This is a genomic window from Streptomyces sp. NPDC001381, assembly GCF_042895685.1.
GTDB lineage: Bacteria > Actinomycetota > Actinomycetes > Streptomycetales > Streptomycetaceae > Streptomyces.
The window spans coordinates 595,293-611,421 of sequence record NZ_JBIAWO010000001.1; the positions used below are offsets into that span (position 1 = coordinate 595,293).

Genomic DNA, 16,129 nt, shown 5'->3' on the forward strand with positions numbered 1-16,129 from the left:
ACCGGCGAGAGCCGGTCAGACCAGGGCGGCGGCCTCCGCGAAGGAGAGGCCGCCGCCTTCGGCGTACGCGGCCTCGAACGCCTCGTCGCCGAGGACGGCCAGGGCGGCCTCGGCGGCGAGGCGGTGGGACTCGCGCTCCAGACGTACGGCGACATGGCGCGGGGACAGCAGGGCGTCGGCGGTGCCGAGGCAGCGGGCGGCGGTCCGGGCCCGGGCGCCGCCGTCGACGCCGGCCAGGGCGAGGGCGGCGATGGCGAGGTAGAAGGAGCGAAGGTGCGGGGCGAGGGTGATGGACAGGGGGTCGTCGGCGCGTTCCAGCGCCACGCGGATGGCGGCCAGGGAGGCCTCGTGCTCGCCGTCCATCGCGTCCAGCCAGGCCTCCGCGCCGAGGACGAAGGCGTCGAAGACGACGAAGCGCGCGAGACCGAAGCCCTCCCGCAGCAGCCGGAGCTGCTCCCGGGCCTCGGCGCGGCGGCCGGTCAGACCGAGGTGGCCGGCCAGGAAGAGACGGCCGGCGGGCATCGCCTCGTTGGCACTGCCCCACGGGCTGTCGACGACCTCGCGCAGCAGCCGTTCGCCCCGCTCCTCCTCCCCCGCCTCGATGAGCGCGCTGCCCAGCCGGGCGCTGAGGACGGCCGTCTGGTGGCGGGCGCCGAGCCGTTCGGCCTCGACCATGGCCGCCTCGTAGTCCCGGGCGGCCTCCCGGTAGGCGCCCAGCCGTTCGTTGGCCTCGGCGCGCGCGGAGAGCGCCTCGGCCGTGCCCCAGGTGTCACCCAGGCGGCGGAAGAGTTCCAGGGCCTCGTCGGCGTCCTGGGTCGCGTCACCGGCCCAGTCCGCGCGGTTGGCGAGGAGGTTGGCGCGCAGTTGCAGACAGGCGGCGAGCTCGTGCTCGAAGCCGGGAGTGCGGCGGCAGGTCTCGACGTTGGCGTCGACGATGGTGCGGATGCGGTCGATGCCGTCGACGAGCATGACGGCGTAGAACCAGAACAGGCCGGGGGGCCGGCAGATCTGCGGCAGGCCGGGCGTGTAGGTGTCGCTGATGACCCGCAGTTTGGCCTGCGCGGCGGGGGTCTGCCAGGCGTCCAGCTCCCGGTCCATGCAGGCGAGATGGGCGAGGTGGACACCGCGCCGGGCCTCCGCGAGGACCTCGCCGGACAGCGGCGGCGGGGCGTCGATGAGGGGCTTCCAGACGGGCGCGACGGGGCGGACCGGGCCGGCGAAGGGGTCGGGGCCCAGGTCCATGACCGCGCGGCACCAGGTCAGCGCCTCGATGCGCAGGTCGCGCATCTGCCAGTACCAGACGAGGGAGAGGGCGAGAGTGAGCGCCTCGTGCTCGTCGCGGGCCGCGACGGCCCGGCGCAGGGCGGTGCGCAGGTTCTCGTACTCCAGCTGGAAGCGTTCGATGGCGGCGAGTTGGCGCGGTCCGCGCAGCAACGGCTCGGTGGTGCGCGCGAGTTCGCGGTAGTACGTCAGATGCGCGCGCTCGGCGTCCGCCCGCCGGCCGGTCTCGTCGAGCCGCTCGGCGGCGTATTCGGCGACGGTCTCCAGGAGCCGGTAGCGCATCTCGCCGTCGGAGGCGGGGGCGGCGACCACGAGGGACTTGTCGACGAGGGAGGCGAGGCAGGCGAAGGGGTCGAGCGTGTCGCGCACGGCGGGCCCGCAGACCGCCTCGACGGCGGCGAGGTCGCAGCCGCGGGCGAAGACGGACATCCGGGCGAGGACCTCCCGCTCGTCCTCGTCGAGCAGGTCCCACGACCAGTCCACGACCGCGCGCAGGGTCTGCTGGCGGGGCAGGACGGTTCGGCTGCCGGAGGTCAGCAGCCGGAAGCGGTCGTCGAGCCGCTCGGCTATCTGGCGTGGCGTCAGCATGCGGAGCCGGGCGGCGGCGAGCTCGATCGCGAGGGGCAGGCCGTCGAGCCGCCCGCAGATCTCCGCGCAGGCCTCGGGATCGTCCTCGACGCGGAACCCCGGGCGGGCGGCGGCGCCCCGGTCGGCGAGCAGTCGCAGGGCGACGGGTTCCGGCAGCGGCTCGACGGGGCGCAGCAGCTCCCCCGGCACGCCGAGGGGCTCCCGGCTGGTGGCGAGAACGGTCACCTCGGGGCAGCGCCTGAGGAGTTCCTCGACCAGGCGGGCGGCGGCCGTGACGACGTGCTCGCAGTTGTCGAGGACGATGAGCATGCGCCGCCGGGCGCAGTGCTCGACCAGCCGCTCCACCGGATCGTCGTGCCGCTCGGCGGCCGCCCGGATGTCCTCGGCGCCGGCGCCGTACATCACGGTCTCCCGCGCCCCCACGGCGGTCAGCACGGCCTGCGGTACGGCGTCGGGGTCGGCGACCGGCGCGAGCTCGGCCAGCCACACGCCGTCGGGGGCGGCGTCGCGTACGCCGTCGGCGGCCTCCTGCGACAGCCGTGTCTTCCCCGCCCCGCCGGGCCCGAGCAACGTGACGAGCCGGGCGCCCGCGAGGTCCCCCCGGATCACCCCGATCTCGGCCTCCCGGCCGACGAAGGAGGTGAGCCGCGCACGGAGGTTGCCGGAGGGCGGCGACGCGACCAGCCCCACCGCACCACCGCCCCCGCCGTACTGCCCGCCCCGGTCCGCCCCTCCCACCGAAGACGCGGCCGAGCCGGCACCTCCGCCGTACGACAAGGGGACCGCACCGCCCGACGCCGGCCCGACCGAGCCATCCACCCCGACGGCCGCCGCACCGTACGCCACCGACGCCGGACCACCGCCGCCGTGCTGGCCGGCCTGGGGCACCCCGCCCTGCGAGGGCACGGCCGGGCCACCCGCCGAGCCGGGGCCTGCGCCGTACGGCGAGAACGGGACTGGCCCGCCCGGCGGAGGCGGGACTGTGCCGTCCGGCGAGGTGGGGACTGTGCCGTTGGGCGAGAGCGGGACTGGCCCGCCCGGCGGAGGCGGGACTGTGCCGTAGGGGGTGGTGGGGACTGTGGTGTGGGGCGGGGTCGGGGAGGTTCGGGCCGGTGCCGGGGTGGGTGGGCCGGCCGGCTCGGTGAGGGGCCGGCCGGGCCGCCGTGACGGTGACGGGGTGCTGGTCCTCGACGGGGGCGGGGGGTTGAGGAGCTGGGTGTGGAGGGCCTGGAGTTCGGGGCCCGGGTCGGAGCCGAGGCGGTCGGCCAGGAGGTGGCGTACGTCCTCGTAGGCGGCCAGCGCCTGGGCCGGGCGGCCCGCGTCGCGCAGGGCGCGCAGGCGCAGCGACTGGAGGGGCTCGTCCAGGGGGTGGGCGTCGCACAGGGCGGTGAGTTCGGGGAGCGACTGTTCGGCGTGCCCCAGGGCGAGCGCGGCGGTGTGGCGGGCGCGCACGGCGTCCAGGTGGCGGGCCTCCCGGCGGGCCGCCTCCGCGGTGCGGTCCGGCAGGTCGGCGAGGGGCGGGTCCTGCCACAGGGCGAGGGCCTCGTCGAGGAGGACGGCCGCCTTGGCGGGGTCGCCGTCGGCGAGGGCGCGGCTGCCGTCGGCGCTGAGCCGTTCGAATCGGTGCAGGTCCACGGCGTCGGGGCCGGCGGTGAGCCGGTAGCCGCCCTCGGCGGAGGCGATCTCGTCCGCGCCCAGGGCCCTGCGCAGCCGCCCGACCAGCGCCTGGAGCGCGCCCGGCGCGTCGGCGGGCGGGTCCCCGGCCCACACCTCCTCCACCAGCAGCCCCGCGGGCACGCTCCGCCCGGCCCGCAGGGCCAGCACGGTCAGCAGCGCGCGCAGCCGCGCCCCGCCGACGGCGACGTGGGTGCCGTCCGGGCGGAGTGCCTGGGTGGTGCCGAGAATGCGGTAGCGCACGGGGTTCATTGTCTCCGGCGGAGGTCGGGACGGTCACGGGGTTGCGGCGGGGTGGCGCCGACCGGCTGTGCGGCGTCGGCCGGCGACGCCGCGGCCGGCCGCCCGGCGGGTGCGGCCGGTGCGTCATACCTTTCCACGGAACCCGGGGCCCACCGCGAGACGTTTTCCCCGTGCGCCCGGTACGGTCGGGCGGTTCCAAGCATGTCGACGAGCTCAGGGAGCCTCATGACCAGCGTCACGACCCGCCGCGGCGACCGCCGGATCAGTCCCGTCTTCGTGGGGATCCTGGCCGTCACCGCCGTCACCGGCTGGGCGACCTGGACCGGCTTCGCCGAGCAGCCGGGCCTGGCCGTGTTCCTGTTCGTGACGGCGGCCTGGATCGTCTCCCTGTGTCTGCACGAGTACGCGCACGCGCGTACCGCCCTGCACAGCGGCGACATCACGGTCGGCGAGAAGGGGTACCTCACCCTCAACCCGCTCAAGTACACGCACGCGCTGCTCAGCATCGTGCTGCCCGTGGTGTTCGTGATCATGGGCGGGATCGGTCTGCCGGGCGGTGCCGTCTTCATCGAGCGGGGGCGGATCCGGGGCCGCTGGCGGCACAGTCTGGTCTCGGCGGCGGGTCCGCTGACGAACGTGCTGTTCGCCGCGGTGTGCACCGCGCCGTTCTGGCTGGACGCCCTGGACGGCGTGCCGGACGGCTTCCGGTACGCGCTCGCGTTCCTCGCCCTGCTGCAGGTCACGGCGGCGCTCCTGAACTTCCTGCCGGTGCCCGGCCTGGACGGCTACGGCGTCATCGAGCCCTGGCTGTCGTACGACGTGAAGCGGCAGGTGGCGCCGTTCGCGCCGTTCGGGCTGCTGTTCGTGTTCGCGCTGCTGATGGTGCCGTCGGTGAACCGCGAGTTCTTCCAGGCGGTGTACTGGATCCTGGACGGGCTGGGCGTCGACGTCCTGAACCGCGCCTGCGGCGAGAACCTCTACCGCTTCTGGCAGGAGACGAACGAGTACTGCGCGGTGTCCTGAGGTCAGCCGGTGACGGACTTCCGGGCCTTGTCCCGCTTGATGTAGTACCAGGTCATGTTGGACGACAGACCCGCGAGCAGCACCCAGACGATCCCCAGCAGGCTGCCCCGCGCGAAGGACAGCACGGCGGCGGCGAGGGCGAGGAGACAGACGACGAGGGTGTAGAGGGCGAGGCGGGGCATGGGGACGTTTCTCCTGTCGGTCCTGTCGATCCGGTGGGAACCTGCCGGTCCCGTGGGGGGACACTGCTACGGCGTCCAGTGTCCCCCATGCGCTCATACGTCCGTGACGCGCAGTCCCGCGTGCGCCTTGTAGCGGCGGTTGACGGAGATCAGGTTGGCGACCAGGGACTCGACCTGGTGGGCGTTGCGCAGGCGGCCCGCGAACACGCCCCGCATGCCGGCGATCCGGCCGGCCAGGGCCTGCACGATCTCCACGTCGGCGCGCTCCTCGCCGAGCACCATCACATCGGTGTCGATCTCCTCGATCCCCGGGTCCTGGAGGAGGACCGCCGAGAGGTGGTGGAAGGCTGCGGTGACCCGGGAGTCCGGCAGCAGGGCGGCGGCCTGTTCGGCGGCGCTGCCCTCCTCGGGCTTGAGCGCGTAGGCGCCCTTCTTGTCGAAGCCGAGCGGGTTGACGCAGTCGACGACGAGCTTGCCGGCCAGTTCCTCGCGCAGGGACTCCAGCGTCTTGCCGTGGCCCTCCCACGGCACGGCGACGATCACGATGTCGCTGCGGCGGGCGGTCTCGGCGTTGTCGGCGCCCTCGACTCCGTGTCCCAGCTCGTCGGCGGCGGCCTGCGCGCGGTCGGCGGCGCGCGAGCCGATGATCACTTTCTGGCCCGCCTTGGCGAGGCGGTAGGCGAGACCCTTGCCCTGCGGGCCGGTTCCGCCGAGCACGCCGACGACCAGGCCGGAAACGTCGGGAAGGTCCCACGGGTCCTTGGCGGGGGCCTTCGCGGGGGCGTTCTGTGCACTGTCGGTAGAGGTCATGGGCCGACTTTACGTGGGCGTTCCGGGCCGCCCGTCGCCGTCCCGGGTGAATGAGCGGCGAACCCCGTGCCGGCGCTCACCGGCTGCGGCAGTATGCGGCCGCATGGACGCCGTACGGGTCGCGCTGCTGCGCGAGGTGCTCGCCGGGACGCAGTGGCTGGGGGCCACGCGGAGGTTCGGCGCGGTGCTGAGGGGGTCGGTGGTCGCGCACGGGGGCGGGCTGCTGCTGGTGGGGACCGCGGAGTACGAGCCCTGGCACCTCGCGGCCCATCTGGTGGACGAGGCGGCGTGGTCGGGCACGCCCGAGCTGGCGCCGACTCTCGTACGGCACGACGCGCGTCCGTCCGACCCCGCGCACCTCGCGGCCGGCCTCGGCCGGATCGAGGCGGCCCGGCGGGGCGAGACACTGCTGGTGGCCTCGCCGGAGGAGGCCGCGACGCGGGATGCGGCGCTGCTGGAGAGGGTGTCCGACGCGCGCCGGGCCGGGCTCACCGTGCTGAGCCTCGGTCCCGGTGAGGGCGAGTGGGCGGCCCTGGCCCACGAGACGCTGGCCGTGCCGGACGGCTCGGAGCTGGACCTGGACACCGTGCAGCACCTGGTCAGCGCGGCGGCGGGGGAGAACGCGGGGCGCTCGGCGCGGGCGCGCCGCGGGGTCCGTGCCCGTCTGTCGAGGCTGGCGGAGTCCCTGACGGCCCCGCCCCCGCCGCCCTGGTGACGGCCGGAAAACGGGTTGCCGCCCCTGACGGCGCCGCCGAACATGGCCCCTCGTGACCGCCGACGACAGCGCCGTACCCGCCCCGCCCTCCGGGGTGCGTTCCCTGCTCCCCGATCTCGCTCCCTGGCGCGCCTCCCGTGACTTCCGCCGGCTCTGGTTCTCGGGCCTGATCTCCAACTTCGGGAGTTTCCTGACCTTCGTCGCGCTGCCGGTGCAGCTCAAGGACCTGACGGGGTCGGCCGCGGCGGTGGGGGCCATCGGCGCGGTGGAGCTCGTGCCGCTGGTGGTGTTCGGACTGTACGGAGGGGCGCTCGCGGACGCGCTCGACAAGCGGACGCTGATCGTGTGGACGGAGGCCGGGCAGGGGCTGCTCAGTGCCGCGCTGCTGGTCAACGCGCTGCTCCCGGACCCCGCCGTATGGCCGCTCTATCTCGTCGCCGGTCTGTCCGCCGTGCTGTTCTCGGTGCAGCGGCCCGCGCTGGACTCGCTGTGGCCGCGGATCGTCGCCCACGAGCACCTGCCGGCCGCCACCTCGCTCAACTCGCTGCGCTGGACCGTCGGCGGGGTCGCCGGACCGGCGGTCGCCGGGATCGTCGTGGCCTACGCGGGACTCGGCTGGGCCTATGCCGCCGACGCCCTCACCTTCGTCGTGTCCGTCGCCCTCGTGGTGCGGATCGCCTCCTCCCCGGCCGCGCACGAGGCGGCGAAGCCGTCCCTGCGGGCGATAGCCGAGGGCGCCCGGTACGCGTGGAGCCGCAAGGAGCTGCTCGGGACGTACGCCGTCGACCTGGCCGCGATGTTCCTCGCCATGCCGCTCGCCGTGCTGCCGTTCCTCGCCGACGAACTGGACGCCGAGTGGTCGCTGGGGCTGATGTACGCGTCGGTGCCGGCCGGGTCGATGCTGGTGAGCCTGACGAGCGGCTGGACCTCGCGGGTGCACCGGCACGGGCGGGCCGTGGTCGTCTCGGCCGCGCTGTGGGGGGTGGCGATCGCGGGCGCCGGTCTCGCCGGCGAGGTGTGGCTGGTGCTGCTGTGTCTCACCCTCGCGGGCGGTTGCGACATGGTCAGCGGGATCTTCCGGGGAGCGATGTGGAACCAGACGATCCCGGACGAGCTGCGCGGGCGGCTCGCCGGGATCGAGCTGCTGTCCTACTCGGTGGGGCCGACGGTCGGCCAGGTCCGCTCCGGTGGTTTCGCGGCCTGGCTCGGGGTGCGGACGTCCGTCTGGTCGGGCGGGGTGCTGTGCGCCGGTGCGGTGGGGCTGCTGGCGCTGTGTCTGCCGGCGCTGATGCGCTACGACGTACGGACCGACGAGCACGCGGAACGGCTGCGTGAGCGGCGCGCGGCGGCACCCGTGACCGGGACCTGATCAGTCCCCGTCGGGGGTGTTGCCCGTCGGGGCGTCGTGCCACCTGGGGTCGTTCTCCCACTGGAGGTTGCGCTCGCGGGCGCTCTCCATCGCGTTCTCGGCCTCCCGCCGGGAGGCGTAGGGGCCGAAGCGGTCCTTGCCGGGACAGTCCGGCCCTTCCTCGACCTTCTTGTGCTCCAGGCAGTAGTACCACTCGCCCGGCTTTCCCGTGACGCGCCGTTTGAACAGGGTCATGACCAGCTCCTCTCGCCATCCACATGTTCCCCCACGGCCGCTCGTTAGACTCACTGGCATGTCTGGCCAGTCGCTGCTCGTCCCCGGGGAGCTGTCCCCCACCCGTTCCGTGCCCGGAAACATCCGCCGCCCCGAGTACGTCGGCAAGCCCGCGCCGGCGCCCTACACCGGTGGGGAGGTGCAGACGCCGGAGACGATCGAGGCGATGCGCGTCGCCGGGCGGATCGCCGCGCGGGCGATGGCGGAGGCGGCGAAGCTGATCGCGCCGGGGGTCACCACCGACGAACTGGACAAGGTGGCGCACGAGTACATGTGCGACCACGGGGCCTACCCGTCCACGCTCGGCTACCGCGGTTTCCCCAAGTCGCTGTGCACCAGTGTCAACGAGGTGATCTGCCACGGCATCCCGGACTCGACGGTGCTGCGCGACGGCGACATCGTCAACCTCGACGTGACGGCGTACATCGGCGGGGTGCACGGTGACAACAACGCCACCTACCTGGTGGGGGACGTCGACGAGGAGTCGCGGCTGCTGGTGGAACGGACCAGGGAGTCCCTCGACCGGGCGATCAAGGCGGTCAGGCCGGGCCGGCAGATCAACATCATCGGGCGGGTCATCGAGTCGTACGCGAAGCGCTTCGGGTACGGGGTGGTGCGGGACTTCACGGGACACGGGATCAACTCGTCGTTCCACTCCGGGCTGATCATCCCGCACTACGACAGCCCGCACGCGACGACGGTCATCCAGCCGGGGATGACCTTCACGATCGAGCCGATGCTGACGCTGGGGACCCACGACTACGACATGTGGGACGACGGCTGGACCGTGGTGACCAAGGACCGCAAGCGGACCGCCCAGTTCGAGCACACGCTCGTGGTGACGGACACGGGCGCGGAGATCCTCACTCTGCCGTAGCAGTCCGGAGCGCGCCGGGCCCGCTTTCCTGCTCTTGTGGGAGGGCGGGCCTTTCCTTGTACGCTTTTACCGACACGGTGTCGGCAAGATGCTGCCAGGACGTTGACTTAGGTAAGCCTTACCTCAGAGGATGTGCCGTATGGATCATCTGGAGCCCATGGCCTCGTTCTCGGCACTCCTGCGCACGGCGTCCCACGCACAGCACGTGGAGGCCGAGACCTCGACGTTCATGAGCGACCTCCTCGGCGGGCGGCTCGGGATCGACGCCTACGCGCGCTACACCGAACAGCTGTGGTTCGTGTACGAGGCGCTGGAGACCGGCGTCGAGCGGCTGGCGTCGGATCCGGTCGCCGGGCCCTTCGTCCGGCCCGAGCTGTTCCGGCTGGCCGCGCTGGAGCGGGACCTGGCGCACCTTCGGGGACCCGGCTGGCGGGCGGGACTGTCGGCCCTGCCGGCGACGCGGGCGTACGCGGACCGGGTGCGGGAGTGCGCCGGGCGGTGGCCGGCCGGGTACGTCGCCCACCACTACACGCGCTACCTCGGCGACCTCTCCGGCGGCCAGATCATCCGCGACCGGGCGGAGAGGGCCTGGGGCTTCGAGAAGAAGGGCGACGGCGTCCGCTTCTACGTCTTCGAGGAGATCGGCAGCCCGGCGGCGTTCAAGCGGGACTACCGGGAACGGCTGGACGGGGTGCGCGCGGACGACCTGGAGAAGCAGCGGATCGTCGCCGAGTGCAAGCGGGCCTTCGCCCTCAACACGGCCGTGTTCCGGGCGCTGGGCGAGGAGTTCCCGCTCTCGGCCTGAGGCCGGCGGCCGAGGCCCTGCGGCCGGCGGCCGCTCCGTGCACGGGCCGGGCCCCTTTCCCTTGTCGGGAAGGGGCCCGGTGCCGGGTCGGTCCCGTCAGAACCAGCCGCAGTGCGCGCCGCCCCAGACGATGTCGCTGGAGACCGTGTCGATCTTGCCGAAGTACGGGCTGCAGACGGGGCCCGCGTGGACGCCGTGGTGCTTGCCATGCTCCGCGTGGCCGTAGTGGCCTTCCGAGCCGTAGTGGTCGTTGCCGTAATGGCGGGGGCCCTCGTCTGCGACGGCGCTCGTGGCGCCGGCGGTGGCCAGGGCGAGCCCCAGGACGGTCGCGGCCAGAACTGATCGGATACGCATGATGCTCCTCTCATGGAGGCGGAGTGGTCACGCCCAGAGGTAACCGTTCGCCTCCGGGCGCACACGCGGGACCACCCGTACGGCCGCCCAGAACACCACGGACGCCGGTAGCCGCCGTTAGGATTCGGCACCCTCCAGGCAGACCCGGCCGCCGATCTCCACCCACCCGTACGGCTGCGGGGCCGTCAGGATCTGGGATCCGGCGCCCTGGGTGATGTTCAGCGCGCGGCCGAGCCGCTCGGTGAGCAGGAGCGCCGCCGCGCCGGTCGCCTCGTCCTCCTCGATGCCGTCGCCCCGGCCGGGGAAGCCCCGGGCGCGGATCCGGCCCGCCGGCTCGTCCTCCCACGCCCAGGCGTAGATCCACTCGCCGGGCGGCGGCACGCTCAGGTCCTCGACCTCGGCGGCGGTGGCGTACTGGCGGAAGGTGCGCGGCGGGGCCCACTCCGCGCGCGCCTCGATCCAGCTGAACTCCCCGTCCAGCCGGGCTCCCACCACGCCGGCCGGTGTGACCAGCTCGGGGACGTCGAGCAGCCAGGCGGCGCCCACGCACGGGTAGCCGGCGAAGGGCAGGCGCACGGTGGGCGTGTAGATGTCGATGACCCCCCGCTCGGGGTCGTCGACGAACACCGTCTCACTGAAGCCGAGCTTCGCCGCGAGGGCCTGGCGGTCCTCCCGGTCCGGCAGCACCGAGCCGTCGCGAACCACGCCCAGTTCGTTGCCGTAGCCGCCGTTCGGCGCGCAGAAGACGCGGAGCACGTCGTAATCAGTCACCCGGAAATTGAAGCACCGCGGGGCCGTGGCCGGTGAGCACGGCCGTCCACCGTCACGGCCCCGCCGGGCGGCGCGCTGCGGCCGGGCGGGCGCGGGTTTGGTCGGGGCCGCTCGCACGACGCCCTGCCGGGGGCCGCGCGGTCCCGCCGGACGGCGTGCTGCGACCGGGCGGGCGCGGGTCCGTCGGGGCCGCTCGCGCAGTTCCCCGCGCCCCTCAGGGGGCGGGGCTCCGCCCCGGACCCCCGGGCGCGTGGGTCCGCGACCCCGGCCGGGGGCGGCGTGGTGCGGCCGGGCGGGTGCGGGTCCGTGGGGGCCGGTCGCGCAGTTCCCCGCGCCCCTCCAGGGGCGGGGCTCCGCCCCGGGCACCCGGGCGCGTGGGTGCGCGACCCCGGCCGGGGGCGGCGTGGTGCGGCCGGGCGGGTGCGGGTCCGTGGGGGCCGGTCGCGCAGTTCCCCGCGCCCCTCCAGGGGTGGGGCTCCGCCCCGAGCCCCACCCAGGCGCGTGGGTCCGCGACCCAGGCCGGGGGCCGCGCGGTCCCGCCGGGCGGCCCCCGGCGGGGCGGGCGCGGGTCCGTCGGGGCCGGTCGCGCAGTTCCCCGCGCCCCTTCAGGGGCGGGGCTCCGCCCCGGGCACTCGGGGGCGTGGGTGCCCGGCCCCTGGCTGCGCATGCGTGCTGCGGCTGGGGCTTGCGGGGAAGCGGAATCTTTGAATCTCCTTTGACCTTTTCTTGGGGTTCGTTTTGAGCCACCGTGACCCTCCCGTGCTCTTACACCGTCTATGAGAGCTGAATCACGGCACGCGCGGGTATTACGCAGGTAAGCCTTGGATAAGTTAGGCGAGGCTCACCAATCCTTGTGAGTCCCGCAACGCGAATATTCAGCCATCGCTGGGAGCCCGAATGCGAGCCGCCAGACTGTCCGTCCTCACCGCCGTAGCCGCCGTGACCGCTGTCACCGCGGTCACGGGCTGCACCTCGAAGAGCGACGCCAAAGACGGCGACCGGGTCATCAACGTGACCGCCACCGACTCCAAGTGCGAGACCTCCAAGAAGGAGATCTCCGCCGGGCACGTCGAACTGGCCATCGCGAACAAGGGCTCCAAGGTCACCGAGGTCTACGTCCTCTTCCCGGACGACCGCGTGGTCACCGAGCGTGAGAACATCGGCCCCGGCACCAAGCAGCGCGTCACCGCCGAGGTGAAGGCGGGCACGTACCAGATCGCCTGCAAGCCCGGCATGAAGGGCGACGGAATCCGCCAGGACCTCACGGTCACCGGCGGCACCGCCGTCAAGCGGAACCCGAAGCTGGACAAGGCCGTCGCCGACTACCGCGAGTACGTCCAGGAGCAGGCCGACGCCACCATCCCGCTCGTCGAGACGTTCGTGAAGGCGGTCAAGGCCGGCGACCTCGCCGCCGCCCGGAAGGCCTTCGCCCCCTCCCGCCTCGGCTGGGAGCGCACCGAGCCGGTGGCCGAGTCCTTCGGCGACATCGACCCGAAGGTCGACGTGCGCGAGGACGGCCTCGAGGACGGTCAGAAGTGGACCGGCTGGCACCGGCTGGAGAAGGCCCTCTGGCAGGACAAGAAGATCGGCGACGAGGAGAAGACCCTCGCCGATCGGCTCGTCACCGATCTGGAGGACTGGCAGAAGCGGGTCGGCAAGGCCGAGATCACCCCGACCTCCATGGCCAACGGCGCCAAGGAACTGCTCGACGAGGTCGCCACCGGCAAGGTCACCGGTGAGGAGGACCGCTACTCGCACACCGACCTCACCGACTTCAAGGGCAACGTCGAGGGCGCGCAGAAGGCGTACGACCTGCTCAAGCCGGTCGCGCAGACCAACGACAAGGCGCTGACCACCGAGCTCGACAAGCAGTTCGCGGCGCTGAACGCACTGCTCGACCAGTACCGCTCGGACAAGACCTCCTACGACTTCGTCTCCTACGACAAGGTCACCGAGGACCAGCGCAAGGAGCTCTCCGACGCGGTGAACGCGCTCGCGGAGCCCCTCTCGAAGCTCGCCGCGGCCGTGGTGAAGTAGGAGGCACGTCCATGACCGAGACCCAGAGCAGCAGCCCCACCCGCCGTTCGCTGATCGGCTGGGGCGGTGCCGGGCTCGCGCTCGGCGCCGTCGCGGCCGGCGGAGCGGTGGCGATGACCCGGACCGGCGACGACATCGAGCCGACGGCCGCCGAGACGGGCGCGGCCGTCGCCTTCCACGGCGCCCACCAGGCCGGCATCGCCACGCCCGTCCAGGACCGGCTGCACTTCGCCGCGTTCGACGTGAAGACCACCGACCGCGCCGAGTTCGTCCAGATGCTCAAGGACTGGACGGCGGCCGCGCGCCGGATGACGGCCGGGAAGACGGTCGGTGACGGGGCGTACGGCGGGCTCGTCGAGGCGCCGCCGGACGACACCGGCGAGGCCCTGGGTCTGAAGCCCTCGCGGCTGACGCTCACGATCGGCTTCGGCCCCTCCCTGTTCGCGAAGTTCGGGCTCGCCGACCAGCGGCCCGACGCCCTCGTCGACCTGCCCAAGTTCGCCGGGGACGCCCTGGACGCGACCCGTTCGGACGGCGACCTGTGTGTGCAGGCCTGTGCCGACGACCCGCAGGTCGCCGTGCACGCGATCCGCAACCTGGCCCGGATCGGCTTCGGCAAGGTCTCCATCCGCTGGTCGCAGCTGGGCTTCGGCAAGACGTCCTCGACGACCCCGGACGCCCAGACGCCCCGCAACCTGATGGGCTTCAAGGACGGCACCCGCAACATCGCGGGCACCGAGACCGACCGGCTGAAGAAGTTCGTGTGGGTGGACGAGAAGGACGGTCCCGACTGGATGGTGGGCGGCTCGTACCTCGTCGCCCGGCGCATCCGCATGCACATCGAGACCTGGGACCGCACCTCCCTGCAGGAGCAGGAGGACATCTTCGGGCGGGACAAGGGCGAGGGCGCGCCGGTCGGCAAGGCGAAGGAGCGCGACGAGCCGTTCCTGAAGGCGATGAAGCCCGACGCGCACGTGCGGCTCGCGCACCCCGACTCCAACGGCGGGGCGACCCTCCTGCGCCGCGGCTACTCCTTCACCGACGGCACCGACGGTCTCGGGCGCCTGGAGGCGGGGCTGTTCTTCCTCGCCTACCAGCGGGACGTGCGCGAGGGGTTCATCCGGGTCCAGCGCAATCTCGCGACCGACGCGCTCAACGAGTACATCCAGCACGTGGGTTCGGCGGTCTTCGCCGTCCCGCCGGGCGTCCGCGACAAGGACGACTGGTGGGGCCGGACGCTGTTCTCCGAGGAGGCGTAGCCCGTGTTCTCCAACTACCTGATCGGACTGCGCGAGGGGCTCGAGGCCTCGCTCGTCGTCTGCATCCTCATCGCCTACCTTGTGAAGACCGGGCGCCGGGACGCGCTGAAGCCGGTGTGGACCGGCATCGCCATCGCCGTCCTCATCGCCATGGTCTTCGGCTGCGTCCTCGAATTCGGCTCCCAGGAACTGACGTTCCAGGCGCAGGAGGCGCTGGGCGGCTCGCTGTCCGTCCTCGCGGTCGGGCTGGTGACCTGGATGGTGTTCTGGATGCGGCGCACCGCCCGGCATCTGAAGTCGGAGCTGCACGACAAGCTGGACACGGCTCTGCAGCTGGGCACGGGCGCGCTGGTCGCCACCGCGTTCCTCGCGGTCGGCCGGGAGGGCCTGGAGACCGCCCTGTTCGTGTGGGCGTCGGTGCACGCGGCCGGCGACGGCACCCCGCGCCCGCTGATCGGCGTGGCCCTGGGCCTGGCGACCGCGGTGTTCCTGGGCTGGCTGTTCTACCGCGGGGCGCTGAAAATCAACCTGGCGAAGTTCTTCACCTGGACGGGGGGCATGCTCGTCGTCGTGGCCGCGGGTGTGCTGGCGTACGGCTTCCACGATCTGCAGGAGGCCGACTGGATCCCCGGTCTGAACAGCCTTGCCTTCGACATCAGCGGCACGATTCCGCCGGACAGCTGGTACGGGACGCTGCTGAAGGGCGTGTTCAACTTCCAGCCCGACCCGACCGTCCTCCAGGTCACGGTGTGGCTGCTGTACCTGGTCCCGACACTCGCGCTGTTCCTCGCCCCGGTAGGGTTCGCCTCCGGGAAGGGGAAGGTGAAGGCACCTGATGACGCACCTGACGACCAGGGATCGCGGCCCTCGAAGGCTTCGCAGGCTTGACCGGCGCGTACTGATCGCGGCCTCCGTGACCGCTCTGTCGTTGACGGCGAGCGGTTGTGTGGTGGTCCACGGGGAGCGTGTGGTGCTCCCCGCGGCCACCCGGGCGGAGGCCGCGAAGGCGCTGCGGCAGTTCACCAACGCGTACAACAAGGCGGACAAGGCGTACGACGGTTCCCTGGACGCCGCGTACACCACCGGCGCCGTCGGGGCCATCGACGCGGCGCGGTTGAAGGCGGGGAGCGTCAACAACCCGGACGGCAACCCGCAGCACACGCCGTTGGTGCTCTCGGACGTGACGTACACGATCCCCAAGAAGGCGGGCTGGCCGCGCTGGTTCGTCGCCGACGCCAGGGCCAACAAGGGGGGCGACGCCCGCTGGGTGCTGGTGTTCACCCGCGGCGGCCTCTCCGAGCCGTGGCAGGCGGCGTATCTGACGCTGGTGGCGCCGGGCGCGATGCCGGAGTTCGCCAAGGACAAGGACGGCTGGGCCGAGGCCGTGCCGGCGGAGTCCGCCGGACTGACGCGGGCGCCCGAGGACTTGAGCGAGGACTACGCCGTCCATCTGAAGGACGGCGGGGACGTCTTCGCGGACGGGACGTACACCAGCGAGCTGCGGACCACCCGTGCGAAGAACTCCAGGAAGCCGGGCCTGGTGCAGCAGTACATCGACGAGCCGCTGACGGACGGCGCGTTCGCTCCGCTGGCGCTGCGGACCAAGGACGGCGGGGCGCTGGTGTTCTTCTCCACGCACCACTACGTCAAGCAGACGGCCGCGGCCGGGGCGTCGGTGCCCACGCCCAACGAGAGTGTGCGGGCGTTGACGACCGGGGAGATCAAGCAGTCGCTGACGATGGAGTTCGTGGCGAACGAGCTGGCCCTGGATCCGGCGAAGGGCTCGGGGGACGGGAAGGTCTCGCTGCTCAGCCGGCTGGAGGGGCTGACGGGCGCGAAGGGGGAATAGCCCGTCGCCCGGGTGCGGC

General features: G+C 73.0%; 15 protein-coding genes. 9 read left to right on the plus strand and 6 right to left on the minus strand.

The genetic code is table 11. The features are described from left to right. Nucleotides 1-15: 15 nt before the first annotated feature. Entirely contained in the window at nucleotides 16-3,795 is a 3,780-nt protein-coding gene (locus tag ACFY2L_RS02660; protein WP_390821298.1) for a BTAD domain-containing putative transcriptional regulator, read from the minus strand. A gap of 216 nt (nucleotides 3,796-4,011) precedes the next feature. Here ACFY2L_RS02660 and ACFY2L_RS02665 point away from each other — a divergent pair, with 216 nt between their 5' ends. Beyond that, nucleotides 4,012-4,809 carry a site-2 protease family protein gene (locus ACFY2L_RS02665; RefSeq protein WP_390655682.1) on the plus strand — a complete coding sequence of 266 codons (798 nt, stop codon included), beginning with the start codon at nucleotides 4,012-4,014 and terminating at the stop codon, nucleotides 4,807-4,809. A 2-nt stretch (nucleotides 4,810-4,811) separates the two neighbouring features. Here the strand turns inward: ACFY2L_RS02665 and ACFY2L_RS02670 are convergent, their stop codons facing one another. Next, nucleotides 4,812-4,991: a hypothetical protein gene (locus ACFY2L_RS02670; protein ID WP_390655681.1), complete on the minus strand. Its 180-nt coding sequence runs from the start codon at nucleotides 4,989-4,991 to the stop codon at nucleotides 4,812-4,814. A gap of 93 nt (nucleotides 4,992-5,084) precedes the next feature. Then, a complete protein-coding gene (gene npdG, locus ACFY2L_RS02675) occupies nucleotides 5,085-5,801 on the minus strand; it encodes an NADPH-dependent F420 reductase (RefSeq protein ID WP_390655680.1) in 717 nt (238 codons plus the stop codon). 103 nt (nucleotides 5,802-5,904) lie between these two features. On the opposite strand from npdG, the gene ACFY2L_RS02680 reads away from it, so the two are divergent. Continuing rightward, nucleotides 5,905-6,516 (plus strand): hypothetical protein, encoded by a 612-nt coding sequence (locus tag ACFY2L_RS02680; RefSeq protein WP_390655679.1) that lies wholly within the window; start codon nucleotides 5,905-5,907, stop codon nucleotides 6,514-6,516. A 52-nt stretch (nucleotides 6,517-6,568) separates the two neighbouring features. After that, nucleotides 6,569-7,885: an MFS transporter gene (locus tag ACFY2L_RS02685; RefSeq protein WP_390655678.1), complete on the plus strand. Its 1,317-nt coding sequence runs from the start codon at nucleotides 6,569-6,571 to the stop codon at nucleotides 7,883-7,885. Here the strand turns inward: ACFY2L_RS02685 and ACFY2L_RS02690 are convergent, their stop codons facing one another. Next, nucleotides 7,886-8,119 (minus strand): hypothetical protein, encoded by a 234-nt coding sequence (locus ACFY2L_RS02690; RefSeq protein WP_390655677.1) that lies wholly within the window; start codon nucleotides 8,117-8,119, stop codon nucleotides 7,886-7,888. A 58-nt stretch (nucleotides 8,120-8,177) separates the two neighbouring features. Here ACFY2L_RS02690 and map point away from each other — a divergent pair, with 58 nt between their 5' ends. Together map and ACFY2L_RS02700 are read left to right on the plus strand one after the other, a co-directional pair. Next, complete coding sequence (gene map, locus ACFY2L_RS02695; RefSeq protein WP_390655676.1) at nucleotides 8,178-9,035, plus strand: type I methionyl aminopeptidase; 858 nt, start codon at nucleotides 8,178-8,180, stop codon at nucleotides 9,033-9,035. 157 nt (nucleotides 9,036-9,192) lie between these two features. Continuing rightward, on the plus strand, nucleotides 9,193-9,840 hold the full coding sequence (locus ACFY2L_RS02700) for a heme oxygenase (biliverdin-producing) (protein WP_390656187.1): 648 nt from the start codon (nucleotides 9,193-9,195) through the stop codon (nucleotides 9,838-9,840). A gap of 96 nt (nucleotides 9,841-9,936) precedes the next feature. On the opposite strand, the gene ACFY2L_RS02705 is transcribed toward ACFY2L_RS02700, so the two are convergent. Both ACFY2L_RS02705 and ACFY2L_RS02710 read right to left on the minus strand, forming a co-directional pair. Beyond that, nucleotides 9,937-10,194 (minus strand): hypothetical protein, encoded by a 258-nt coding sequence (locus ACFY2L_RS02705; protein WP_390655675.1) that lies wholly within the window; start codon nucleotides 10,192-10,194, stop codon nucleotides 9,937-9,939. A gap of 117 nt (nucleotides 10,195-10,311) precedes the next feature. After that, a complete protein-coding gene (locus tag ACFY2L_RS02710; protein ID WP_390655674.1) occupies nucleotides 10,312-10,965 on the minus strand; it encodes a PhzF family phenazine biosynthesis protein in 654 nt (217 codons plus the stop codon). Between the two features lie 897 nt (nucleotides 10,966-11,862). On the opposite strand from ACFY2L_RS02710, the gene efeO reads away from it, so the two are divergent. The 4 genes from efeO to ACFY2L_RS02730 are packed head-to-tail and all read left to right on the plus strand — an operon-like array spanning nucleotide 11,863 to nucleotide 16,110. Then, the gene (gene efeO / locus ACFY2L_RS02715; RefSeq protein WP_390655673.1) at nucleotides 11,863-13,002 is read left to right on the plus strand and encodes an iron uptake system protein EfeO; all 1,140 of its coding nucleotides are present in this window, start codon (nucleotides 11,863-11,865) and stop codon (nucleotides 13,000-13,002) included. A gap of 11 nt (nucleotides 13,003-13,013) precedes the next feature. Then, complete coding sequence (gene efeB / locus ACFY2L_RS02720; protein WP_390655672.1) at nucleotides 13,014-14,261, plus strand: iron uptake transporter deferrochelatase/peroxidase subunit; 1,248 nt, start codon at nucleotides 13,014-13,016, stop codon at nucleotides 14,259-14,261. Nucleotides 14,262-14,264: 3 nt separating this feature from the next. Next, complete coding sequence (efeU, locus tag ACFY2L_RS02725; protein WP_390655671.1) at nucleotides 14,265-15,149, plus strand: iron uptake transporter permease EfeU; 885 nt, start codon at nucleotides 14,265-14,267, stop codon at nucleotides 15,147-15,149. After that, on the plus strand, nucleotides 15,097-16,110 hold the full coding sequence (locus ACFY2L_RS02730) for a hypothetical protein (protein ID WP_390655670.1): 1,014 nt from the start codon (nucleotides 15,097-15,099) through the stop codon (nucleotides 16,108-16,110). The genes efeU and ACFY2L_RS02730 overlap by 53 nt, the downstream gene beginning before the upstream one ends. Nucleotides 16,111-16,129 lie beyond the last annotated feature (19 nt).

What these genes read in the sequence shown, in the direction of transcription:
- ACFY2L_RS02660 (WP_390821298.1), bottom strand. Translation starts at nt 3,795, where the DNA reads ATGAACCCCGTGCGCTACCGCATTCTCGGCACCACCCAGGCACTCCGC.
- ACFY2L_RS02665 (WP_390655682.1), top strand. Translation starts at nt 4,012, where the DNA reads ATGACCAGCGTCACGACCCGCCGCGGCGACCGCCGGATCAGTCCCGTC.
- ACFY2L_RS02670 (WP_390655681.1), bottom strand. Translation starts at nt 4,991, where the DNA reads ATGCCCCGCCTCGCCCTCTACACCCTCGTCGTCTGTCTCCTCGCCCTC.
- npdG (WP_390655680.1), bottom strand. Translation starts at nt 5,801, where the DNA reads ATGACCTCTACCGACAGTGCACAGAACGCCCCCGCGAAGGCCCCCGCC.
- ACFY2L_RS02680 (WP_390655679.1), top strand. Translation starts at nt 5,905, where the DNA reads ATGGACGCCGTACGGGTCGCGCTGCTGCGCGAGGTGCTCGCCGGGACG.
- ACFY2L_RS02690 (WP_390655677.1), bottom strand. Translation starts at nt 8,119, where the DNA reads ATGACCCTGTTCAAACGGCGCGTCACGGGAAAGCCGGGCGAGTGGTAC.
- map (WP_390655676.1), top strand. Translation starts at nt 8,178, where the DNA reads ATGTCTGGCCAGTCGCTGCTCGTCCCCGGGGAGCTGTCCCCCACCCGT.
- ACFY2L_RS02700 (WP_390656187.1), top strand. Translation starts at nt 9,193, where the DNA reads ATGGCCTCGTTCTCGGCACTCCTGCGCACGGCGTCCCACGCACAGCAC.
- ACFY2L_RS02705 (WP_390655675.1), bottom strand. Translation starts at nt 10,194, where the DNA reads ATGCGTATCCGATCAGTTCTGGCCGCGACCGTCCTGGGGCTCGCCCTG.
- efeO (WP_390655673.1), top strand. Translation starts at nt 11,863, where the DNA reads ATGCGAGCCGCCAGACTGTCCGTCCTCACCGCCGTAGCCGCCGTGACC.
- efeB (WP_390655672.1), top strand. Translation starts at nt 13,014, where the DNA reads ATGACCGAGACCCAGAGCAGCAGCCCCACCCGCCGTTCGCTGATCGGC.
- ACFY2L_RS02730 (WP_390655670.1), top strand. Translation starts at nt 15,097, where the DNA reads ATGACGCACCTGACGACCAGGGATCGCGGCCCTCGAAGGCTTCGCAGG.